Genomic DNA, 23,498 nt, shown 5'->3' on the forward strand with positions numbered 1-23,498 from the left:
CTTGAACGGAAACCTCGCAGTGGGGGCACTGCGCCTTCGTCATCGCAGCACCACGAGCCGGTGCTCGCGCGCCGACATCGCCGTGGCCACGCGGCCATTCAGGCCATACCGCACCTTCGTGATCGGCTCACCCGGCGCCAGCAGGATGGCCCCTCGCTGCACCAGATCCACGACGGCAATGCCCGACGCTGGCGCTCCGATGGCCAGCAAGACCTGCGCCCGATCGGGAGCCACCGCGAGATCCAGGACAGGCCCTCCGAAATCGAGGGTCTTGAGCGGCGAGAGCGTGTCAGCCGCGAGGAGCACCGCGCCTCCCGCCCTGCAGGCGACGAGGACGACGTCCATCCCGAGCGCCATGTCCGCGGGATCGGAACAGACACGGCTGTGACGCCCCAGGGGACCGAGCGCTGCGCCGGGCGTGAGCTCGAGACGGACCACTTCACCTCGGCCCGCGAGCAAAGCGAGGCCGAAATCGCCCCGACCCGAGAGCGCGATCGCCGCGGGCCGCTCGGAGAGCAGGATACGCTGGGTGGGACGCATGGAGGCGTCGCCTTCGAGCGTCGACGAGAAAGCGACCAGCGAGGTCTGGGGACTCACGGTCCGAAGTGCCTCACCCTCGACACCGAGCGCCACGTCTCCCGCATCGTCGAGCGCCAGCAGCGCGAGGGGAGCATCCAGTGCCAGGTGCTTTGCCCCGGTGACCCGCCCTCCGCCCAGCACCAGGAGGGTTCGCGGCTCTCCGGCCGCGACGAGCGCCACGCCCCTGCCTGGAGCCACGGCAAGTACAGGTGCAGAAGCCCCGCGCGCTTCCATCCAGGAAAGACCTCGCAAGGTGCGTGCATCCACCGCAGTGACGCGGACAGCATCGCCTCTGGAAGGCAGCGTTTCAGCCCCGCGCGTCGGCGTCGCGCGGGTTCGTCGCGACCGCGTGGGAGCACCGTGCAACCCAGGGCCTGCGTAAGCGAGCACCACCTCGGACCCGTGGACGGGGACCAGGCTCCTCACCCCCGTGAACTCGGAGGACACCAGGAGGCGCGCGCCTCCTGCATCGAGGATCTCCAGAGGCCCAGGCGAGGCGACGGCGATCCGATCCTCGGAGAGGGCGAGAACATCCGCGGCTCGGGGCGACAGGGTGAGGGTCGCAGCCACCTGCAACGCGGTGAGATGTCCGGCCCCCTGCAACGCCAGCACCGTTTCGGCGCCCGGCCCTGAAGCCGCCAGCACCTGCGCGGAGCTGGACGGTTCCGGTGCACGCGCAGCCGTCGCCGCCGCAGTGCGGCTGTCCCGGATGACCAGGAGGGCGCCCACGCAGAGGCAAGCCGTCACCGCAACTGCAGCGGCGACCGCAAGCACCTGCTCGCGCAACATCGGACCCGGCGCGGTACGGGTCGGCTCACCGCAGGCCGCACAGATGCTCACGCCGGGAGCAAGGGACTCCTTGCAGTAGGCACAAGGCCGCAAGGGAACCTCGCGCCGCCGCACCGTGGTCGCGCCTGCCGATGCCCCCGGGAACACCATCGCCGCGATGGTCCATTCGGCCCGCACCCGTCTCGCCGCGAGCGCCACCGCAGCCGTCGCGGCAAGCCTCCCCTCCTTGAGCGCCTTGACCAGATAGTCCCCCCCGACAGGTCCCATGACGCCATCCCCATCGGCGACGAACCAGCGGAGCAGCTCCCGCACCTGCTGCGGCAGCCCCGCCACCTCCCCGGGAGGGAGTGGTGCCGGGTTGCCCTGAGGGGGGTCCGGGAGGTGCGGGGTGGGGAGGAGATCCGCGACCACGTCCCACGCCGCTCCCGGCAACCAGGGATGCCCTTCGGAGACGCGGAAACGCGCACTCTGCCCGATGGTGCCTTGCGAGATCGCGGTGCGGACCTTCTCCAGAGGAAGCGGCCCGTAGCTGCGCCCTTGATCGAGAACGTAAAGCTCTACGCTGGAAGGCACTGGTCCGAGGCGCGAGGGCTCATGGAGCAAGCCGCATCCAGCGACTTTACTCCAATTCGTGCGCCCTAGGCCTGCGCGATGGACCGGTAAATCTGGGCATACCGCCGTGCGGGGCGATCCCACCCGAGATCGAGCCTCATGACACGACGCCTCACGGCTCCCCAGCGCGGATGGGTCAGCGCCGCCAGCGCACGCTGCGCTGCGCCAACGAGCGCCGGCGCCGTGGGCTCGTCGTAGAGGAAGCCCGTACCTGTCTCCAGGGCCGGATCGAGATCCACCACCGTGTCGACGAGACCTCCGGTGCGGTGCGCCACGGGCACGGTCCCGTATCGCTGCGCGTAGAGTTGCACGAGGCCACAGGGCTCGTACCGTGACGGGACCAGCACGAGATCGGCACCGGCGAGAAGCCGGTGGACGACGGGTTCGCTCACGCCTCCCAGGTATGCAGCCCTCTCCGGCGCCTTCGCCACCGCTGCCTTGAGGAGCCCCATCAGCTCGGGATCTCCCTCCCCCGCGACGATCACGCTCGCATCCCCCCGCAAGATCTTTGGCAGCGCAGCGGCGAGCAGGTCGCTCCCTTTCTGCTCCACCACCCGGCTGATGGAGACTACGAGCGGCCGCTCCGGCCGGATCTCGAGCCCGACCTCGTGCAGGATGGCGCTCTTGCATCGCCCCTTGTTGGCGATGTCCTCTGCGTCGTAGCGCGCGACGATGGACGGATCCGTCATGGGATTCCACACCGCGTAGTCGATCCCATTGACGATGCCCGCCAGCTTGCGGCCGTGCGAACGAATGACGCCATCGAGCCGGAAGCCCTGTGCAGGCGTCTGAATTTCACGCGCATACGTGTCGGAGACGGTGGTCAGTGCATCCGCGGCGAGGATCCCTCCCTTGAGGAGGTTCAGCTTCCCGTAGAACTCGAGCCGCTCGGGGTGGAAATGCTCCTCGGTGAGCCCGAACATCCCCAGCGCCTCCCGGGGAAAGAGGCCCTGATGCGCGATGTTGTGCAAGGTGAGCACCGACCGCGTCGGCATCGCCGAGCGCTGTTCGCGGAGCAGGTAACACGCCATGGATGCAGGCCAGTCGTGCGCGTGCAGCACATCGAACGGCGTCCCTGCGCGTGCACGCTGGCGCGCCACCTCCACGACTGCCCGGGCAAAGAGCCCGTAGCGGCGCGCGTTGTCAGGGTAGTCTTGCCCCCCCTCCCCGTAGATCCCCTTGCGGTCGTACAGACCCGGGATGTCAAGCAGCAGGAGGTCGACCCCTGAGCCGAGCCTGCCGTCGTACAGCGTCACTTCCACCCTCTCGCCGGGCCCCTCCAGCACCATGGGCGTGAGCCTACGGGCGAGCATCAGCCCGCTCGACTCGAGCGCCTGGTAGCGCGGAAGAGCAATGGTGACCCGATGGCCGAGCAGCCGGAGAGCCTTGGACAGTGAAGCAACCACGTCCGCGAGGCCACCCACCTTGACCATCGGCGCGAGCTCGGAAGCAGCGAAGAGAATCTCCATGCGGCCGCGGGTGTACCACGGAGACCCTGGGCCGTGGCCCCCCTTTTCATCTGGCTCTGGCGACCCGGATGCCCCGAGGACCATCCCCGAGCCGCCTGTACTAGACTGGCTGAAGAATGACCCGCATCAGCGCGCGGCAGCTCGAGGCCAGCTCAGGAACCTTCGGCCGCGGCATCCAGGTCGTGCGTCCCCCCGAGGTCCCCGAAGGGGCGGTGGTGACTGTCCTCCGTGTGCCTCCCGAGGCCGCCGGCATGCGGCTCGACCGCTTCGTGCAAACACAGCTCAGACGGACCAGCCGGACGAGAGCCGCGGCCATCGTGGCTCTCGGAGCCTATGCACCTGACGCCCGGAGGCTGCGTGGCAGCGACCGGGTGCGCGCCGAGCAGTGCATCCTTCTGTGGCGGGAGCCCTGGGACGAACAGGCCCCCGACGTGGAGATCCCCGTTCTCTACGAGGACGAGCACCTGGTCGCCATCAACAAGCCCCCGCTCATCCCGGTGCATCCGACGGCCCGCTATCACAAGAGCACCGTCGTCAAGCTGCTGGAGGCGGCGCGGCAGGGAGAGCACCTCTACCTCGCGCATCGCCTCGATCGCGAGACGAGTGGCGTGCTGCTGCTGAGCCGCACCTCGGAAGCCGATCGGCACATCAAGGCCCAGTTCGAAGGGAGAGCCACCGTGACCAAACGCTACCTCGCCATCACCTGGGGCTGGCCGGAGCGTGATCAGTTCCGCGTGGAAGTACCGCTCGAACTCGATCCCACGAACAAGATGAAGCTGAAGATGCGGGTCGCACGCCCGGGCACCGGGTTGACCGCCGCCACGGCCTTCGAGACCCTGGAGCGCCGCGTTCATCCCGAGTCACGGCGGCGCTACAGCCTCGTGCGCTGCAGCCTCGAAACTGGTCGCCAGCACCAGATCCGGGTGCACATGCGCAGCCTGGATCTGCCGCTCGTGGGCGACAAACTCTACGGCCCCGACGAGGGACTCTTCACGCGCGGCGCAGACGGCGTGCTCACGGAGGACGACCGGAGAGTCCTGGAGATCGAGAGACACGCTCTCCACGCCGCCTTCCTCGAGTTCGACCACCCCGTCCGGGGTGGGCGCGTGAGCATCGAATCCGAACTCCCCCCTGACCTGCGGGCATTCTGGGACAGATTGATGCCCGCCTGACGCTTCCCCCAGGCGCGCGACTCAGTGGGCGTTCGCGTCCTCCTGGTCATCAATGCGCTGCCGTGCCTCATGATCCCGCTCACGCAGAAGTTGCGTCTCGCTGACATCCCGCTTGAAGTAGCGGCGCCCTTCCCGCACTCCAATTGCCCCCACGGCGCCGAGTATCAGACCCGCGAGCAGTGCGATGAAGATCACGGCCGCAGTGTCCCAGACCTGGTTCACCGGTGAAGGTGACGTAGCTTGAGGGACTTCGCGCTTCGGCGTGAGAAATGGGACATTCGCGACAGCGTGCACGCTGGCCGCTTCTCCCTGCACGGTGGCCGTCCGAGAAGTTCGGCTCATCTCCTGCGCGAAGCAGTCATTCCACCCGGCGGGAGCGAGCAGCCCGAGTCCCAGCGCACCGGCCACCATCAGCCCCGCCAGCACCCTCCTGGAGCCTCGCTGACGGCCTGCTTCAGGCTGCCCTCGACCTGCGGGCCTGACGGCGACCATCTCCTGTAGAGCCAGTGCGGTGGGCATACCCCTTCCTCCCGAGAGCTGACGCGATGCGTGCTGCATGCTTCGGGAGGAGCCGCTGCAAAAGCTGGACCGACAGGGTGTCAGAGACCGCGTGGCACCTTGTCGAGATCCACCTGAGACAGAGCGTGACGGATGAGCGCGCTCCGGTTGGCCTTGGTGATTCCTCGCGCTTTCAGCGCGTTGACCATCTCATCCAGCCGTTCCAGATCTTCGGTGTAAAGCGAGATGCAGATCACCTTGTAATGCTGTGGCCGCTCTGCAGGCAGCGGCTTGGCCCGCGGCCGGACCTCGGCTGGCGTATAGAAAGCGCCCGACAGGACCCCCTCGACCTCATCGCGATCGAGCAGCGTCTTCGCGGCACCGCCACGCTCATCAACGCTCTTCATCTCAACCTCCTGCGCGCTCACGCTCCCGCCACCGCGGCGCCAGTTCGACCGCCCGAAGTACCCCGTGTCGCGCCCGCGGCCCTCGCACTTGCGGCTTCTGACCCGGCCTGCCCCTTCTCACGGCTCTCGATGATGCGCTCCACGACCGTCAGGTAATCGTCCGCCGCCGAGGTGCCCGATGCATACTCGAAGATCGTCTGGCCCTGAGCAGGAGCCTCCTTCACCTTGATGGCCTGACGGATGGGAGGAAGGCACCGCTCCCCGAAATGCTGCTGGAGTGTACTGACCGCCTCACGCGCAATCTTCGCGCGACCGTCGAAGAACGTGGGCAGCACACCCCAGATCTGCACGGGGTGATGGAGCAGCGCATTCACGTTCTTCACCGTCTTGATGACCTGCCGCACCCCGACCAGAGACAGGTAATCGCAAGCCACCGGCACCAGCACGCTATCGGCAAACACGAGCGCATTCTGGTTCATGAGCGAGAGACTCGGCGAGCAATCGAGAACCACGTAGTCGTACCCGACGGCCGCAGCTCCGAGCCTGTCGGCGAGCACCCGGTCCCGATTCTGGCGCCCGGCCAGGTAAAGCTCCGCAGCCGCGAGCGTCTCGTTCGAGGGAAGCAGATCGAGGTTGGGCCTCACCGTCTTCGTGGCGTCGGCCACCCGGAGGCCCATGACGAGCACATGGTACAGCGAGCGCTCGGCATTGGCCCCGAGCGACACCGAGACATTCCCCTGGGCGTCGGTGTCGACGAGCAGCACCTTCTTGCCCTTGTTGGCCAGCCCCGCGGCGACACTCACCGCCGTGGTGGTCTTGCCAGTGCCACCCTTGTGATTGAACACTGCCAGGTAACGCGGCACCGCCTGAGAGACCGGCGCAGACACGGGCCCTGCGGCAGCCCCGCGCTTGGAGGTCCCCTGCGGCACCACGGGCACTGCCACGGCCCCTGCTTGTCGCCCTTGCGGGTCCGAAGCCTTGCTCCTGGACGCCTGACCCACAGCCGTCGCAGGCGTCGCAGGCGGGGAGGTCTGAGGGCTCCCCGAAGGTCGGCGCGCCTCTCCGGAGAGCAGGGCGTTGCTCGCCGGAGTTGCACGCGGCGCACCTCCAGCAATCGGCACGGTGACCTCCCCCGAGTTCGATCGGGGCGCCCCTGCCATCGCCCCCCCCACCGAGCTGGGAGGCGTCACGCTGAAGAACGCCGCGTCGGCCGGCTCCTCCAAGGAATGGTCGTGCCCCTCCCCGCCTTCATCCTCGTGCCCCAGCCCCTCGCGCCGCCTCGCCGTGGACGACTCCTGGGCCCCTGCAGCGATTTCCCCGAGCCGAACACCGTTGGCTTCACGGATGAGCTGGCCTCGACACTCCAGCCCACAGGCATAGCGCCGCTTCCCCGAGACGTAGAGAACCTGCGACACGAGCGCAGGAGTGAACCGCTTGGCGCACGCATCGCACGTGGCCATCGAGCCGCTCTCGCTCCCGATCTGGCTCTTCTCGAGACATTTCTGCGAGCAGAAAAAGGAGAACCCCCCATCTCTCTCTTCCATCTGGTAGCGAAACTGGACTTCGAATCCGGTCCCGCACATGCTGCATGTCTCGCTGATTCCAGCCACGGCCTCGCTCCTTGGTGCCATCCCCAGCAACGCGGGACTCGAACTCGAAGAGGGTCGATGAAGGCCAGGCGCTCCAGGCGCCCGTCCTGTCGGTGACCTTCAACATATAGAAGAAACGACAGCCAAATTTTCAGCATTCATTTCTTCGAAGTTCGAGTCCGTTAGAAAAATCACATCAGTGTCGGAAGTGCCGCACTCCCGTGAGGATCATGGCGATCCCCGCCCGGTCGGCTGCAGCCACGACTTCCGCGTCCTTCACGCTGCCCCCTGGCTGAACGATGGCGGCGACGCCATGCTCTGCCGCCAGCTCGACGCCATCGGCGAAGGGGAAGAAGGCATCCGAGGCCATCACGCTCCCTCGCGCGCTCGCGCCCGCTTTCCGGCACGCAATCCGGACACTCTCCACCCGCGACATCTGCCCTGCACCCACCCCGAGCGTCGCGGTGGCGCTGGCGAGCACGATGGCATTGGACTTCACGTGCTTGCAGACCCTCCACGCGAGGTCCAGCGCGGTCAGCTCTTCCTCGGTGGGCGCACGCTTCGTGACCACCTTCCCTGACCGGACCTCCCCGGCGGCCGTCGCGTCCCGCTGCTGCACCACGATGCCCCCCCCAACGCGCTTCCAGGTCAGCGCCTGGTGCCCTCCGCCGAGCCAGGCTCCCGTGGCGAGCACCCGCAGGTTCTTCTTGCTGCGCAGCACCTCGAGCGCATCTGCCGTGTACCCGGGTGCGACGACACACTCCAGAAACGTCTCGGCCAGCGCCACCGCCGTGGCCCGATCCACCTCTCGGTTGAGCGCCACGATGCCCCCGAACGCGCTGAGCGCATCTGCCTCGCGAGCTGCGCGGTAAGCGCTCTCGATGTCGGTCGAGACCGCAACACCACAGGGATTGGTGTGCTTCACGACGACCGCGGCAGGCAGCTCGATGTCGCGCACCGCCTCGAGCGCTGCATCCACATCGACCAGATTGTTGAAAGAGAGCTCCTTCCCACCGGCCCCCAGCGACTCCGCCTGCGCCAGCGTCCCCGATGCCGCCCGGCGCTCCCGGTAGAACGCGCCGCTTTGATGCGGATTCTCCCCATACCGGAGCGGGTAAGCACGCTCGAATGCGAGGGTCAGGTGACGCGGGTACGCCTCTCGCTCGCCTCCCTGGTCATCCACCAGCGACGACAGGTAGCCAGCAATGGCACCATCGTATGCAGCCGTGTGCGCGAACACCTTCGCCGCGAGCCGCTGTCGCGTGGCCTGCGGGACCCCCCCGGTGCGCTCGAACTCCGCGAGCACTTCCTCGTAGTCCCCAGGATCGACGACCGTCACCACCCGCGCATGGTTCTTCGCAGCGCTGCGCAGCATCGACGGGCCGCCGATATCGATGTTCTCGATGATCTCCTCGTGGCCCACGCCGGCTCGCGCCAGCGTCTCCTCGAACGGGTACAGGTTGCAGACCACGAGATCGATGGGCTTGCCCCCGAGCTGCTCGAGCTCCGCCAGATCCCGATCCCCACGCATCAAGATGCCGCCATGCACCCGCGGATGGAGCGTCTTCACCCGTCCATCCATCACCTCGGGTGAACCCGTGTAATCCTCGACCGCCACCACGGGAATCTGGGCCGCGCTCAGCGCACGGTGGGTGCCGCCCGTGGAAAGGATCTCGACGCCGCGCGCGGCGAGCCGGGTAGCGAACGGGACGAGACCTGACTTGTCCGATACGGAGATGAGGGCGCGTTGGATCATGGCGCCAGGGCCGTAGCCCCGACAGGCCGTGGATGCCAGAGACGATCGTGTGACTACGCGCCAGGCGGGGGCGCCGCCGGCGTGGGATCACCCACCGGAGGTGCCAGAGGCTTCGCAGGTCCGTCCGGGCTCCACGGCTCGCCGTCCCTGTACTCCACGACGTTCGTCGCGGGCCCGAACACGGCCACGGGATCGGGAAGAATCAAGGCCTCACGAAGCACGTCATCCACATGCTCCACGAGCACGAGACGCAGCGCCTTCAGCACCCGCCGCGGCACATCCCGCAGATCCTTCCGGTTCTCCTTGGGCATGATCACGGTGGTGATCCCGCCGCGATGCGCCGCGAGCAGCTTCTCCTTCAAGCCCCCGATGGGCATCACCCGCCCGCGCAGGGTGATCTCCCCGGTCATCGCCAGATCGCGCCTCACAGGCACCTTCATCATCGCGCTCACGAGTGCCGTGACCATCGTCACACCAGCGCTCGGTCCATCCTTGCGCACGAAATCGGGGAAGTGAATATGGACATCCACCTTCTGATAGATGTCCGCATCGAGCCCCAGCCGGTCGAGTCGCGAGCGCACATAGCTCATCGCCGCGTGCCCGCTCTCTTCCATCCCCTTCTCAAGAAGCCCCGTGATGACCAGCTTGCCTTTGCCAGGGACGACCGTGGCTTCGGCCGGCAGCAGGTCTCCGCCGACGCTCGTCACCGCAAGGCCGTTGACGAGCCCGACCTCATCGCGTTCTTCACGACGACCTAGCCGGTACTTCGGCACGCCCAGGTACCCGGGAATGGCCTTGGCAAGCACCTGCACGGGCTTCTCCTTGCCCTCCGCCACCACCTTGCGCGCGATCTTCCGGCAAACGCTCGCGATCTCGCGCTCCAGGGAGCGAACCCCGCTCTCCTTCGTGTAGTGGTGGGTGATGGTCCGGATGGCGCCCTCGGTGAAGTCGAGCTGCACGTCCTCCAGCCCGCACTCCTTCCGCTGACGCGGGACCAGATACTTGACGGCGATGTTCAGCTTCTCGAATTCGGTGTACCCGGAGAGCTGAATGATCTCCATGCGGTCCTGGAGCGGCACCGGGATGCCCGACAGCGTATTGGCTGTCGTGATGAACATCACGTCCGACAGATCGTAGTCCAGGTCGAGGTAGTGATCGTTGAAGGTCGAGTTCTGCTCCGGATCGAGCACCTCGAGCAGCGCTGCCGCCGGGTCCCCGCGGAAATCGGTCGACATCTTGTCGATCTCGTCCAGCAGGAAGACCGGGTTGTTGGTGCCCACCTTCTTCAGCGACTGAATCAGCTTCCCCGGCAGGGCGCCGATGTACGTCCGGCGATGCCCTCGGATCTCGGCCTCATCACGGACGCCGCCCAGGGAGAGCCGCACGAACTTTCGACCCGTCGCCCGCGCAATCGACTTTGCCAGGCTGGTCTTGCCCACCCCCGGCGGCCCGACGAAGCAGAGCACCGGGCCCTTGAGCTTCTTGGTCAGCGCCTGCACCGCCAGATACTCGAGGATGCGCTCCTTGATCTTCTTCAGGCCATAGTGATCCTCGTCGAGGATCTTCTCTGCCTCCGCAAGATCGTGGCGTTCCTCGCTCTTGTCGTACCAGGGAAGCTCCAGGATCCAGTCGATGTAGTTGCGCACCACGGTCGCCTCGGCGCTCGTGGGGTGCATCATCTTGAGCTTCTTCAGCTCCTTCTTGACCTTGGCGGTGGCTTCCTTGCTCATCCGCTTGGTCTTGAGGGCCTCTTCGACCTCCTGGATCTCGTTCTTGAATTCGTCGCGCTCGCCGCCACCCAGCTCCTTCTGAATGGCCTGCATCTGCTCATTCAGATAGTATTCCTTCTGCGTCTTCTCCATCTGCTTCTTGACGCGGCTGCGAATCTTCTTCTCCACCTGGAGAATCTCGATTTCAGCCTGCATCAGCTCGATGAGACGCTCGAGCCGCTGGCGCGGATCCTCCATTTCAAGCAGCCCTTGCCGGTCGGCGAGCTTGATGGTCGGGAGGTTGGCAATGATGGTATCGGCGAGCCTGGAAGCCTCATCGATGCTCTGCACCGTCATGAGGACCTCAGGCTGGATCTTCTTGTTGAGCTTCACGTACATCTCGAACGTCGATTGCGCCGAGCGCATCAGCGCTTCGACCTCGACGCCCGAGGCAGCGGTCTCCGGCACCTCATCGTATTCGACGAGGAAGTAAGCATCCGTCTGAGCATAGCGACGGACGCGCGCCCGCCTCTTTCCCTCGACGATGACCTTCACCGTCCCATCGGGCAGGCGCAGGAGCTGCATGATGGCGCCCACGGACCCGATGGCGAAGATGTCATCGGGCGCCGGATCGTTCGTCTTCGCGTTGCGCTGCGCCGCGAGGAAGATCTCTTTTCCTCGCCCCATCGCCTCATCGAGGGCGGCAATGCTTCGCTCGCGCCCCACGAAGAGCTGCGAAACCATGTGGGGGAAGACGATGATATCGCGCAGAGGCAGCAGCGGGGCGACGCCACGCTCCGGCGTCCCCTTGCTACGCTCGCCATCATTCTTGAAGAACATCCGCCGCCTTTCTTTTCTGCGTCTGCTGAATCATGGGGCAGCGCCTCAAGCGAGTTCCGCCTCCTTCGTGTAGACGATGATCGGCGGCTCGTGCTTGAGGATGACGTCCTCGCTCACGACGACTTCCTTGATCCCGGTGCGCGAAGGGATGTCGTACATGATGTCCAGCATCGCGTTCTCCAGGATGGCCCGGAGACCACGAGCGCCGCTGGCCCGCTCCAGCGCCTGCTTGGCCACGGCAGTCAGCGCGCCCCGGGTGAACTTGAGCTTCACGCCGTCCATCTCGAAGAGCTTCTGATACTGCTTCACCAGGCTGTTCTTCGGCTTGGTGAGGATGTCGATGAGCGCATCCTCGTTCAGCTCGTGGAGGGTAGCCACCATCGGCAGACGGCCGATGAACTCGGGGATGAGGCCGAATTTCAGGAGGTCCTCAGGCTGCACCTCGCTGAGAAGCTCGCCCAGCTTGAACTCCTTCTTGGACTTGATGTCCGCCCCGAAGCCCAGTGACGCCTGGCCAATGCGCCGCTGAATGATCTGGTCGAGGCCCACGAACGCGCCGCCACAGATGAACAGGATGTTCGTGGTATCGACCTGCAGGAAATCCTGCTGCGGGTGCTTGCGGCCGCCCTTCGGGGGAACGTTGGCGATCGTGCCCTCGATGATCTTGAGCAGCGCTTGCTGTACCCCCTCACCCGACACGTCACGCGTGATGCTCGGGTTGTCGCTCTTGCGGCTGATCTTGTCGATCTCGTCGATGTAGACGATGCCGCGCTGGGCCCTCTCGACGTCGTGATCCGCGTTCTGCAAGAGCTGAACGATGATGTTCTCGACGTCCTCGCCCACGTACCCGGCCTCGGTCAGCGTCGTGGCGTCGGCGATGGCGAACGGCACGTTGATGATCTTGGCCAGCGTCTGCGCGAGGAGCGTCTTCCCCGAACCCGTGGGCCCCAGCAGCAGGATGTTCGACTTCTGCAGCTCGACGTCGTCTGCCGAGACACGGCTGTCGATGCGCTTGTAGTGGTTGTGCACGGCCACCGAGAGAATCTTCTTCGCTCGGTGCTGCCCGACCACGTACTCGTCGAGAATGACTTTGATGTCGGATGGCTTCGGAATCGGCGTCGAACCCGCGTAGGGCTCGTCTTTTTCCACCTCCTCCGCAATGATGTCGTTGCAGAGCCCGATGCATTCATCGCAGATGTAGACCGTAGGTCCTGCGATGAGCTTCTTGACCTCCTTCTGCGATTTTCCGCAGAAGGAGCAGCTCAGGTTGCCGTTCGAGTGATCGTCCCGCCTTCGCTCCACTTCGACCCTCAGCTCGTGTGATCGCCGCGTCCTGCGATGGGAATTCCGCTCAGGATCGGGAAACCACGCCCGGATTCTAGAACGGCGCACCTACCGTCGCAAGCGAACGGGGAGGAGCTCCTCCCTTCCCTTCATCGGTGAGTCCACCGCAACTGCTGCAAGAGGCACGCAGGGACGGACAAAATGCCGGAACGGTCCGTAACGGAACGACCGGCCCGGCATCACGCCCGATCCCCCTCCCCTGCTCCAGCTCAACTCCACGCTCTACCCAGATTCCGCCTTGGCGGGCTCCCGGGAGCGCCTCTACTTCTTGCGCGCGGGCAACACCTCATCGATGAGCCCGTACTCCTTGGCCTGCCCGGCGCTCAGGTAGAAGTCACGCTCGATGTCGCGAGCGATGTCCTCGCGTCCCTTGTTCGTCGCCTCCACGAGGATGTCGATCAGCGTCTCTTTGATCTTCTTGATCTCACGCGCCTGGATCTCGATGTCCGTGGCCTGCCCACGCGCACCGCCCAGAGGCTGATGGATCATCATGCGCGAGTGAGGCAGCGCATAGCGACGCCCCTTCTGGCCAGCGGCGAGCAGGATTGCCGCCATCGAAGCTGCCTGTCCCAGGCACATCGTCGACACCGAGCAGCGGACGTACTGCATCGTGTCGTACATGGCGAGGCCCGAGGTCACCACGCCGCCAGGGCTGTTGATGTAGACCTGGATCTCCTTGTCCGGATCCTCGCTCTCCAGGAACAGGAACTGCGCGATCACGAGGTTCGCCAGGAAGTCATCGATCTCGGCGCCGATGAAGACGATGCGATCCTTGAGGAGGCGGCTGAAGATGTTCCACTCGCGCTCTCCGCGGTGGGTCACCTCCGTCACCGTGGGGACGATGACGGCGCGCTCTCGCTCGACCTGTTCGAGGACGTGGTGCTCCCTCTCAAGGAGTTGCATCGCTTGCGTGCGGTTTTCGACTCGTCGGGTCATCCGGTGCTCCGAAGGTTGTTGCCGGTCGCCGGCAGGCCCCTAGGACTGGGCCAGGCGCCGCACGACTGCAAGGGGTTGCACTCTGTTCTGCGCGTACCTGGTGTCGGTGCTGATGGGCTCGGTTCGATCCAGCCGCTCTGATGGTCTGTCCGGAGAGACCATGGCCCGCTGGCTCCTGTCCAGAGGACACACGGTGCATACCCACAGGCCCATCCTCGATCCCGGTCTTTCGCTTGGTGATCGAGGGTTGGGCAGATGGGGAAGCGACGGGTAAGCGCGGGGGGCACAGGGGCTCCTGAGAGCCTGCTGGGGACCCTATGCAGCGTCCGTGATCTTCGCAGCGGCCTCGATCATGTCGAGGATCTTGTCCTCGAGGATCATGCCGATGAGAAGCTCACGCTTCTTCGGGTCCCTGTACTCGGCTTTCACCTTGGCCACGTTCTTGCCGGACTGCTCGGCCAGCTCCTCGTAGCCCTTCTCGATGTCCGCCTCGGTGACCTTGACCTCTTTTTCCTTGGCGATCTCGGCCATGAGGAGCCCAGCGCGCACCTTCATCTCGGAGTCGAGCCGCACGCGGGCACGCAGATCAGCATTGGAGTCGAGCCGCTGTCCCTGACGGCGTGCCGCCGCGAGAAGTTCCCGCTCTGCGAGCTGGGCCTGCTGATCCACCAGCGACGGAGGAACGGGGATCGGGTTCGCCTTGCAGATCTCCATCACGAGCTGCTCGGCGACCGCGTCGCTCGCCTTCTGCGTCAGCTCCTTCTCCACCTTCGCCCGCTGCGACGCGCGGAGTGCCTCCAGGCTCTCCTCGCCGCAATCCTTCGCGAACTCGTCATCCACCTCGGGATAGATGCGCTCGCGCAGGTCCTTGAGCGTCACGTGGAACACGCCTTCCTTGCTGCGCAGCTCAGGGTTCTGGTGCTGCGCCGGGAAGGTGAGGCGCACGTCCTTGTGCTCACCTGCATTCATGCCGATCAACGCTTCGTCGATCTCCTTGAAGAGGTGCCCCGACCCGAGCTCCGTCTCGACCTCTTGCTCCTTCTGGTCGAGGAACTCCCCGCCGATTTCCAGCTTGAAGGTGATGGTCGCGACGTCGCCAACCTTGGCCGGGCGCTCGGGATCGGGCGACTGCAGGGTGGCGTGCTTGCGGCGCAGCCCCGCGATCTCGGCGTCCACCATCTCGTCCGAGGCCTTCACGGAAGGCCGCTTCACCTCGAAGCCCTCCCACTTCACGCCGCTGATCTCCGGGCGCACCTCGAAGCGCGCCTTGTAGGAGAAGGAGGCATCGGGGCGGAGCTCTGCAGGGGCGATCGCGGGCTGCGACAGCGGCTGCACGGACTGCTCGGCAAGCGCCTTGTTCAGCGTGGCATCCACGAGCCGCTGCGCGACATCGGCATGGACCCGCCCACCGTACAGGTGCGAGAGAATGTTGCGCGGAGCCTTGCCCGGGCGGTAGCCGCGAACCCGAGCGGTCCGCTGCAGCACGGTGTAGGCCTTTTCGACCTCGCTCCGCACCTGCTCGGCAGGAACCTCCACGACGAACTCCAGGAGCACGGGGGACAGCTTTTCGACGGTGACTTGCATGGCGTATGAGGGCGGTCCTCGTGCCATGCGCCGCCGAAAGGGTCAAGAAGCCCGATGAAGCCGTGGAAAAAAAGGAGGGTGCGTCTCTGCTTCCGGGAAACCTGTCGGGACGCCGACCCGTGCGCCGGAAGCGCCGGAAGCGCCGGAAGCGCCGCGCCAGAAGCGCCAGGAGCGCGGCGCCCCCGTGCCGTGGTCAGTACTCGTCGTCGTCGGACCCGTCGAACAGGTCCCTGTCGAAATCGAGCTCGGCGTCGAACGAGCCCTCCTCCACGATGTCCTCCATCGAGAAACCCACGCGGGTCGGCAGGTACTCACGCTCGAACTCAGCGAAATTCCGGAAGGTCTTGGGCAGCGGCATTTCCATCCTCCTCACGACGGACCGAGACAGCGCTCCGATCGAATCGGGCGGCTCGGTGAAAGCAGGGCACACGTCCGACAAAGCTGGGGGAGTCAGAACCGAAGCTGGATCACGGGGGCCAGCGCATCGCTCCCGCCGGCCCCGCCGCGCTTCCAGAAGACGCCCGCGAGCACGCGGTCGACCGATCGGACGTCGTCCGATGGCGCCAGCACCCGATCGAGCCCCAGAAGCCGAGACGGTCGCAGGTGCTGGGAGCGGCACACCGCAGGCGTCCTCGCGGAACCCCTGCGCCTCCAGGCTGAAGGTGAGACGTCGATCACCCGACCGAACACGCTCGTTCCCGGCGCCGCGTTCACACCTACATCCAACGACATGTCGGTCACTGTAGATTCTCGATTGCGAACGGTGAAAATTCCTGCGTTGAAAAATCCTGTGGCGGTGCTCGGTGCGTGAGGCGCTCCTTCCGGCCAGGAGCCTCCTCGTGTATCTGCCTGGGCGGACGCGATCCCACGATGCCCGCACCCCGAGATGGAAACGCGCCGGCCAGGCAGGCTGCCGCCGCCCCCAAGCCCCCCACCCTCATCTTTGCCGTCGCCAACCAGAAGGGAGGCGTCGGAAAGACCACCACGGCGGTCAACCTCGCCGCCAGCCTGGCCACCGCCGAGCACCGCACCTTGCTCGTCGACTGCGACCCGCAGGGCAACGCCTCCAGCGGTGTCGGCGTCCGGCCCCGCAGCGTCGAGGTGTCCATCTACGACGTGCTCATCGGCCGCGTCACCTTGCCCCAGGCCACGATCCACACGGACGTCCCGCTCCTCGACGTGGTGCCTGCCACGCAGGACCTCGTTGCTGCGGAGCTCGAGCTCGTGGACGCCCCGGATCGCGCGACCCGGCTGCGAGACGCCATCCGCCCGCACGTCGGCGACTATGCCTTCGTGGTCCTCGACTGTCCGCCCTCGCTCGGGCTCCTCACCCTGAACGCGCTCACCGCCGCCACCCGGGTGGTGGTCCCTCTTCAGTGCGAGTACTACGCGCTGGAAGGCCTCACCCACCTCATGGCGACCATCGACCGCGTGCGCAACGTGTTCAACCCGGAGCTGACCATCGAGGGGATCGTGCTCACGATGTACGACGGCCGCACCTCGCTCACCCACCAGGTGGCCGACGAAGTGAAGGGGCACTTCCGCGTCTTCAACGCCATCATCCCCCGCAACGTTCGCCTCAGTGAGGCGCCTTCACACGGCAAGCCAGCCCTCCTCTACGACGTCCAGTCCAAGGGCGCGCAGGGCTACCTCAGCCTCGCCCGCGAGATCCTGGAGACGCACCACGGAGCTCCGAAGCGCGGGCGCACCAAGGCCACCAAGGCAGCCGCCGCGGCAGCCGTCATGGAAGCTCCAGCCCCCGAGCGCACACCTGCCAGGACCGCCGCAGCAGACGCGCCGGCTCTCGAAGCCCGGCCCGCGACGCCGCCTGCGTCATCTCCCAAGGACACCCGACCGCGAACATGAGCACTGACGTCAAGGGGCAGCGCCGCGCGCTGGGCCGAGGACTCGACGCACTCCTGCCCGGGCCAGTCGCCTCCGGCTCCGTCGAGCGGAGCGTCTTCCTGTGTGCGATCGAGAAGATCGTCCCCCAGAAGGGGCAGCCGCGGCAGTACTTCGACGAGACGGAACTCGAAGAGCTGACAGCCAGCATCCGCGAGCACGGCCTCATCGAGCCGCTCGTCGTTCGCCGCGGCTCCCCGGGCTCCGACCGCTTCGAGATCATCGCCGGAGAACGACGCTGGCGCGCCGCGCAGCGCGCTGGCCTCCACGACGTCGTCGTCGTCGTCAAGGACGTCTCTCCCAAGGAAGCCTTCGAACTCGCGCTCATCGAGAACGTCCAGCGCTCGGACCTCAACCCCATCGAGGTCGCCGAGGCACTCGATCGCCTCCTCCGCGAGCACGGCTATACGCAGGAGGTCCTCGCCGAGCGGGTCGGCAAGGACCGCTCGACCATCACCAACGTCCTCCGGCTCCTCAAGCTCCCCACGCGCATCCGGAGCAAGGTCATCTCCCGGGAGCTGAGCGAAGGCCACGCCCGCGCGCTCCTCGGCGCCCCCGACGAGAAGTCGATGGACGACATCGCGGAGCGCGCCATCCGCGGCAAGCTCCCGGTTCGCAAGGTGGAGTCCCTCGTCCGTGCGGCCAAGGAGCGCGCCACTGCCCCCGCCGAGGAGAAGCCCGCCGGCACCGACAAGCCCCCCGCCGGCAAGTCGGCCTCCGTACGCGACCTGGAGACGCGCCTCACCCGGCGCCTGGGGACCAAGGTCGAGGTCCGCGATCAGGGCGGCCGAGGAGAGCTGGGCATCGCCTACAGCTCCCTCGACGAGCTGGATCGGATCCTCGCCCTCCTCGACGGCTGAGTCTCCCCCCCTCCCCCCTCCGCCGCCTCACTTCTTCTTGCCGAGATCCTTCAGCTTCTCGCGCGCCCGCTTGCCGATCTCCGTCTCTCCGCCCACCTTCGACGCTTGCTCGAACGCGGCGCGCGCCTCCTGCGTCTTCTTGTCACCGAGCCACGACATCCCCAGGTAGTAGTGCGCAGGCGCGAAGCTCGGATCGGCCTTGATCGCTGCCTGGTAATCCGCGCGCGCCCCCGGCTCGTCCTTCAGCTCGTGCCGGCACGTCCCGCGCCGCACATGAAGCTCGGCGGCGTCGGGCTTGAGCTGGATGGCGCGATCGAACGCCTTCACGCAATCGCCGTAAGCTCCCGCCGGCCCCAGCGCCCGACCGATGCTCGCCACGAGCGCCACGTCGCTCCCTGCGAGTCCCAGCGCCTTGTTGAGCTGCGCCGCGGCCTTCTCCCCCTGCTTGGCCTCCACCAGCATCATCCCGTACGCGAAGTACAGGTCGGCGCTCTCACCCTTGCCGAGGGCCGCCTCGTACTGCTTCCCCGCCTTCTCGTAGTCCTTCTTCAGGCCGTAGGCATAGGCCAGGTTCTGGTGCAGGCGCGCCGGCTCCGTCGCCTTGGCCAGTGCCGGCGTCATCACCGCGATGGCCTCGTCGGGCCGGGCCGGGTCCTCCAGGTAGATCGCCCCCAGGTTCAGCGCAGCCTCCGCCAGCGTCGGATCGCTCTTCAGCGCCTGCTGGTAGGCCTTCTCGGCGCCCGCCCGATCCCCCGTCTTCTCGCTCGCGACGCCCAGGTAGTACGCAGCCTCGGCGCTGTCCGGCTTCTTCTGCAGCGCCTGCTGCAGGTGCGTCTTCGCGTCCTCGTAACGCTCGCTCTTGATGAACGCGATGCCGCGCTGCAGCTCGCCGTCGGCGGCCCCGGCGGCAGCGCCTTCCTCCGCGTCGACGGGCGGATCGGCGACGAGCGCCTCCTGCGCAGGGCTCTGCGGGGCGCCACACCCCGCCAGGAAGAACGCCCCGCTGGCGAGAGCCGCGACGAGCGCTCCGCCCCTGTTCCTCGACCACCGCCTCATGCGCTGTTCCCTTCCTCGTTCTCGAGCCGCCGCAGCGCCGACTCGATGTGCTCCCGGACCTCCGCCGTGCGGCGCCCGGGCGCGATCTTCTCGCCGCTCGCCTCTCTCACATAGAACACGTCGGCCACCCGTGTCCCCTCCGTGTTGATCTTCGCCACCGCGATCGACAGCCCCAGCCTGTACAGCGCGTCCGAGATTGCGAACAGGAGCCCCGGCTTGTCGCGGGTCAGCACCTCGATCACCGTGTGCCGCGGCGACACCCGATCGTCCACCGCCACCTGCGTCCGCACCTTCGGCGTCTTCCGCTCCCGCAGCGCCGCGCCCCGCTGCTGCACCAGCGCCGCCCCATCGAGCTGCCCCGAGAGGATCGCCTGCAGCTCCCGCACGAGCTTCGGGATGGACCGCGCCACCCCCTCCACCCCGTCGCCCCGGTCCCGCACCCAGAACAGATCCACGGCCTGCGTCTCCGCCTCCTCCGACGACCGCGAGTGAATCTGCGCCGCGTGCACCTCCAGCCGCGACGCCGCGATCGCCGCGGTGATCGCCGCGAGGAGCCCCGGGCGGTCCTGCGCCACCACGCACAGCTCCGCCGCCTCCGGGTGTCGCGACGGCACCAGCGCGACGCGCGCCGGCACCCTCGTCTTCTCCTGCTCCCACGCCAGCACCGCGTGCGCCGCGATCGCCGTGGGTGCGTTCGAGAGCAGGTAGCGCTCCGGCATCGAGGCGAGGTAGCGGTCCGCGAACGCCCCGAGCTCCAGCCGCTCCTCCGGGCGCTCCCCGTCCACCGCGTCCACCGCGTCCACCGCGTCCACCGCGCGCCGCGCCTCCGCCACCATCCGCCCGAGCCGCTCGTCGTCGACCACCTTGCCCGCGAGGAACGCGTCGGCGGCCAGGTACAGCTCGTCGAGCATCCGCGCTTTCCACGAGGTCATCGAGGTCGGGCTCGTCGTCGACAGGTCGGCCACCGTGAGCAGGTACAGATCGCGCAGCCCCTCGCGGCCGTGCACCTCCCGGCAGAACTCCGCGATCGTCGCCGGGTCGTCCAGATCCCGCCGCGTCGCCACGTGGTACATCACCAGGTGCTTCTGGATCAGGTGGCACGCCTCCCCCACGTCCTCCGGGGTGAGCCCGAGCCGCGCCAGGATCGCCTGCGCCATCTCCGCCCCGCGCTGGCTGTGGTCCGTCCCGCCGATCGCCTTGCCCACGTCGTGCAGCAGCGTCGCCACGAACAGCACCTCGGGCCGGCTCACCTCTGCCGCCAGGCGGCAGGGCAACCCGAACTCCCCCGCGAGCTCCCCCCGCACCAGCGCCGCCAGCCGATCCACCGCCGCCACCGAGTGAACGTCGACCGTGTACACGTGGTAGACGTCGTTGTGCACCCGCCCGACCACCGGTGAGAACTCCGGGATCATCGCCAGCAAGAGCCCGAGATCGTGCATCTCCCGGATGGGCGACCCCGCCTTGAGCAGCGTGTCCCTGCACGTCATCAGCAGCCCGAGGAAGCGCGCCGCGGCCTCCGGGCTCTCCCGCAACGCCGCGCAGAACGACGGCTCCGCCGCGACCTGGGCGATCGCCTCTCGCGTGTGCGCGAGCAGCGGCAGCCCCCGCTCCACGGCGGCGGACAGCACCCGCAAGGACAGCGCCGGGTCGGTGCGCAGATCCGCCGGGTTGCTCACCGTCACGCAGCCATCGAACACCCGCACGCCCCCGCCCAGATCCTCCTCGTGCTTGCGCCGCCGCGTCAGCACCGGCGTCGCCCGCGTCAGGATCATCTCCAGCCCCCGCGAGATGGTCCGCGCGCTGCGGTAGTACGCGCTCATCATCCGCTCCACGGCCTCGCCCCCCTCCCCGTACCCCAGCGCGGCCGCGCACATCTCCTGCTTGTCGAAGGTCAGCCTGTCGCTCCGCCGGTTCGCGCTCGCGTGCAAGAGGTTCCGGATCCGCCACAGCGTGTCCTCCGCCTCGCGCAGCTCCGCGGCCTCGCGCGCCACGAGCGCCCCGAACCGCACCAGCGCCTGCACCTCGCCCCCACCCCACCGCGCCTTGCCAGCCCACCGCGCGATGTCCAGATCCCGCAGCCCACCCGCGCCGTTCTTCACGTCCGGCTCCAGCAGGTACACCGAGCCCCCGAAGCGCGCGTGCCGCTGCTCCACCTCCTGCCGCAGCCGCTCCAGGAACAGCGGCAGCTCCGAGTGCGCCAGCAGCCCCGACACCGCCCGCTGCCAGAGCGACTCCGACAGGTCCCGCTCCCCGGCGAGGTGCCTCCAGTCGAGCAGGATGGTCGCCGACGGCAGATCATCCCGCGCGGACGCGATCAGATCCTCCACGCTCACCACCTGGTGACCGACCGACACCCCCATGTCCCAGAGCGGGTAGAGCAGCGCGTCGGCCACCACCCCGGCCTGCTGCGCGTCCCGCGCCAGGATGCGCAGATCCAGATCGCTGCGCAGCGCCACCGCCCCCCGCCCGTAGCTCCCCACGGCGGCCAGCGCCACCTCGCTCCACACGCCGCCCGCCGCCCCGCGCCCCCCGCCGTCGCGCTCCCGCACCACCTGGAACAGCCGCCCGAGCAGCTCGTCCAGCAGACGCGCCCTCCGTTGCCCCAGGGCCATCCCCAGCGCCTCGATCTCGGCCGCCGTCCCGCCCTGGGGTGCCTCCAGCACCACGGCCGCTTGCCGATCGAGCGCCGCCCGCCCCTCCGCGTACATCGCCCGCACCTCGGCCAGCGCCGTCGATGGACTCCCGCCTGGCCCCCCGCCCGGCTCGCCCAGCCCGCCCAGCTCGCCCAGCTCTACCGAGAGGCTCAACGCCCTCCCTCCATGCCCCCCGGGAACCCCGATCCGCTGGCGGCAGGCGCGGCGGGTGGAGGCGGCGGAGGCTCGCTCCCCGTCCGTGGCCCCAGCCGGAACGCCGTCACCCCCGACGAGATCCGCGCCGTCGCGATCCCCACCGAGCACAGGCGCGGCACCTCGCTCGCCGCCGTGATCAGGACCCCCCGCGCGTCCAGCTCCCCGAGCAGCCGCCGCGCCACCGCCTCCCCTGCGGGCGTCGCCAGGTAGAGCAGCACGTTCTTGAACAGGATGATCTGGAACCCACCCCGGGGCACCGCCGACACCAGATCGCAGACCTCGAACGACACCAGCGAGCGCAGCTCCTTGCGCACCCGCATCACCGATCCATCCACCTCGCAGAAGCGCCGCACGTACGCCGGAGGCAGGTGCCGCGCCGCCTCGGCCGAGTACGTCGCCTCCCGGGCCGCCTGCACCGCCTCGGAGGATCGATCCACCCCGAGCACGCTGAACCGCTTGCCCGCGATGGCGAGCATCATCGCCAGCGTGTACGCCTCCTCCCCGGTGCTGCACCCCGCGGAGAGCCCCGCGACGGGCCGCTGCGGGAGGGTCGGGATCACCGCGCTCGCGATCGCCTCCCACATCACCGGATCCCGGTAGAACCGCGTCTCCCCCACCCGCAGCGCCGCCACGATCTCCTCGACCGCCGACCTGTCGCGCTGCAGCCGCTCGGCCGCGCGCATCGCGGTGATCCCCAGCCGCGCCGCCTGCGCCTCCAGGATGGTCAGCACCCGGTCGCGCACCCACCCCGGCGCCGCCATGGCGCGCCCCACGCCGAGGTCCCGCTCCGCCGCAGCGAGGGCGAGGTCCACCGCGCGGTCGCCCGCCTGTGACGTCAGACTGCTGGGCATGCCATTCCCGAGCGCAGCCTACCACCGCCTCCCAGCGCGCGTACCCCGGTCCTGTGCCAGCTCATCTGCGAAGGAGCACGGGTGACAACCCGTGAGCCCACAAGAACGGAGGCTACGCTGAGTTCAGACACACTGTACGAACACCATGCCACTCACGAACTGAAGCGTTCATGGTTTTGAATCTTCCAGGACCGCGCTCTCAAGCCGCGAGGCTAGCGGCTTGACCTCCTTTATCCAGAACTTGCGCTCATCATGTGGAAAAACGCGACATGCGAAGGCGACCGCCCGCTTCAGCCACGGATCATATCGAGAATAATCAGCTTTTATCGTTCGCAGCCATGCGTCAGCTCTAGAGTTTGCAGCAGCCAAGACGATCTCACGCTGCGCACTCGGCACGCTGGATGCGTAGCGGCCTGTCAGGTGTGTAAAATGATTTAGTTCAGCAATTTTTGCAAATAGTCCAAGAATCACAATTTGGATGTACTCACTCTCCTTTGCGATCGGAGAATCAAGAATCTGCAAAAGTTGAGATCCGATCGCCGACCAAGACCCTTTATAATGTGGGGTAGCGGCATTCAGGTAGCTAGCTATCTCTGCAAAGGCGGGAAGAAGCTGTGAGAGATTTTTAACAAGGTGATCCACGGCACCGGGAACTCCGACCTGCGCTAGTCTCGACTTGGGCGCCCAATCCAGGCG

The 23,498-nt window shown here is 67.3% G+C and carries 17 protein-coding genes and 1 pseudogene; 3 read left to right on the forward strand and 15 right to left on the reverse strand.

Annotated features, from left to right (window positions below; translation table 11 throughout):
• Positions 1-39 precede the first annotated feature (39 nt).
• Both CAP_RS38905 and glgA read right to left on the reverse strand, forming a co-directional pair.
• Positions 40-1,941: a hypothetical protein gene (locus CAP_RS38905; RefSeq protein WP_156041540.1), complete on the reverse strand. Its 1,902-nt coding sequence runs from the start codon at positions 1,939-1,941 to the stop codon at positions 40-42.
• Positions 1,942-2,006: 65 nt separating this feature from the next.
• Positions 2,007-3,449: a glycogen synthase GlgA gene (glgA, locus tag CAP_RS38910; protein WP_044250356.1), complete on the reverse strand. Its 1,443-nt coding sequence runs from the start codon at positions 3,447-3,449 to the stop codon at positions 2,007-2,009.
• 116 nt (positions 3,450-3,565) lie between these two features.
• Between glgA and CAP_RS38915 the strand changes: the two genes are divergently transcribed.
• On the forward strand, positions 3,566-4,621 hold the full coding sequence (locus CAP_RS38915) for an RluA family pseudouridine synthase (protein WP_044250358.1): 1,056 nt from the start codon (positions 3,566-3,568) through the stop codon (positions 4,619-4,621).
• 21 nt (positions 4,622-4,642) lie between these two features.
• Here CAP_RS38915 and CAP_RS51500 read toward each other — a convergent pair whose 3' ends face one another.
• The 9 genes from CAP_RS51500 to CAP_RS38960 all read right to left on the reverse strand — a co-directional run bounded on the left by CAP_RS51500 (position 4,643) and on the right by CAP_RS38960 (position 15,642).
• A complete protein-coding gene (locus tag CAP_RS51500; protein WP_156041541.1) occupies positions 4,643-5,047 on the reverse strand; it encodes a hypothetical protein in 405 nt (134 codons plus the stop codon).
• Between the two features lie 173 nt (positions 5,048-5,220).
• Entirely contained in the window at positions 5,221-5,526 is a 306-nt protein-coding gene (locus CAP_RS38925; protein ID WP_044250360.1) for a ribbon-helix-helix domain-containing protein, read from the reverse strand.
• Positions 5,527-5,543: 17 nt separating this feature from the next.
• Positions 5,544-6,986, reverse strand: coding sequence for a ParA family protein (locus CAP_RS54560; protein ID WP_231511955.1), 1,443 nt, complete (start codon positions 6,984-6,986; stop codon positions 5,544-5,546).
• Positions 6,987-7,311: 325 nt separating this feature from the next.
• Positions 7,312-8,871 carry a bifunctional phosphoribosylaminoimidazolecarboxamide formyltransferase/IMP cyclohydrolase gene (gene purH, locus CAP_RS38935; RefSeq protein WP_044250361.1) on the reverse strand — a complete coding sequence of 520 codons (1,560 nt, stop codon included), beginning with the start codon at positions 8,869-8,871 and terminating at the stop codon, positions 7,312-7,314.
• Positions 8,872-8,924: 53 nt separating this feature from the next.
• Positions 8,925-11,420 (reverse strand): endopeptidase La, encoded by a 2,496-nt coding sequence (lon, locus tag CAP_RS38940; RefSeq protein ID WP_044250362.1) that lies wholly within the window; start codon positions 11,418-11,420, stop codon positions 8,925-8,927.
• 45 nt (positions 11,421-11,465) lie between these two features.
• Complete coding sequence (clpX, locus tag CAP_RS38945; RefSeq protein ID WP_044250364.1) at positions 11,466-12,722, reverse strand: ATP-dependent Clp protease ATP-binding subunit ClpX; 1,257 nt, start codon at positions 12,720-12,722, stop codon at positions 11,466-11,468.
• 303 nt (positions 12,723-13,025) lie between these two features.
• The gene (locus CAP_RS38950; RefSeq protein WP_231511956.1) at positions 13,026-13,667 is read right to left on the reverse strand and encodes an ATP-dependent Clp protease proteolytic subunit; all 642 of its coding nucleotides are present in this window, start codon (positions 13,665-13,667) and stop codon (positions 13,026-13,028) included.
• Between the two features lie 348 nt (positions 13,668-14,015).
• Positions 14,016-15,284, reverse strand: coding sequence for a trigger factor (tig, locus tag CAP_RS38955; RefSeq protein ID WP_044250369.1), 1,269 nt, complete (start codon positions 15,282-15,284; stop codon positions 14,016-14,018).
• 193 nt (positions 15,285-15,477) lie between these two features.
• Complete coding sequence (locus tag CAP_RS38960) at positions 15,478-15,642, reverse strand: hypothetical protein (protein WP_044250372.1); 165 nt, start codon at positions 15,640-15,642, stop codon at positions 15,478-15,480.
• A 512-nt stretch (positions 15,643-16,154) separates the two neighbouring features.
• On the opposite strand from CAP_RS38960, the gene CAP_RS38965 reads away from it, so the two are divergent.
• Together CAP_RS38965 and CAP_RS38970 are read left to right on the forward strand one after the other, a co-directional pair.
• The gene (locus tag CAP_RS38965; RefSeq protein ID WP_081865729.1) at positions 16,155-17,150 is read left to right on the forward strand and encodes a ParA family protein; all 996 of its coding nucleotides are present in this window, start codon (positions 16,155-16,157) and stop codon (positions 17,148-17,150) included.
• Positions 17,147-18,046 carry a ParB/RepB/Spo0J family partition protein gene (locus tag CAP_RS38970; protein WP_044250375.1) on the forward strand — a complete coding sequence of 300 codons (900 nt, stop codon included), beginning with the start codon at positions 17,147-17,149 and terminating at the stop codon, positions 18,044-18,046. The genes CAP_RS38965 and CAP_RS38970 overlap by 4 nt, the downstream gene beginning before the upstream one ends.
• 27 nt (positions 18,047-18,073) lie before the next feature.
• Here the strand turns inward: CAP_RS38970 and CAP_RS38975 are convergent, their stop codons facing one another.
• The 4 genes and pseudogenes from CAP_RS38975 to CAP_RS51505 form a co-directional block, all read right to left on the reverse strand.
• Positions 18,074-19,102 (reverse strand): tetratricopeptide repeat protein, encoded by a 1,029-nt coding sequence (locus CAP_RS38975; protein ID WP_044250378.1) that lies wholly within the window; start codon positions 19,100-19,102, stop codon positions 18,074-18,076.
• Positions 19,099-21,909 (reverse strand): [protein-PII] uridylyltransferase, encoded by a 2,811-nt coding sequence (gene glnD, locus CAP_RS38980; RefSeq protein ID WP_231511957.1) that lies wholly within the window; start codon positions 21,907-21,909, stop codon positions 19,099-19,101. The genes CAP_RS38975 and glnD overlap by 4 nt, the downstream gene beginning before the upstream one ends.
• The gene (locus CAP_RS38985) at positions 21,906-22,802 is read right to left on the reverse strand and encodes a CheR family methyltransferase (RefSeq protein WP_063748827.1); all 897 of its coding nucleotides are present in this window, start codon (positions 22,800-22,802) and stop codon (positions 21,906-21,908) included. The genes glnD and CAP_RS38985 overlap by 4 nt, the downstream gene beginning before the upstream one ends.
• Before the next feature lie 168 nt (positions 22,803-22,970).
• Positions 22,971-23,498: pseudogene (locus tag CAP_RS51505) on the reverse strand (hypothetical protein); the annotation flags it as partial.

The organism is Chondromyces apiculatus DSM 436, assembly GCF_000601485.1.
Classification (GTDB): Bacteria; Myxococcota_A; Polyangia; order Polyangiales; family Polyangiaceae; genus Chondromyces; species Chondromyces apiculatus.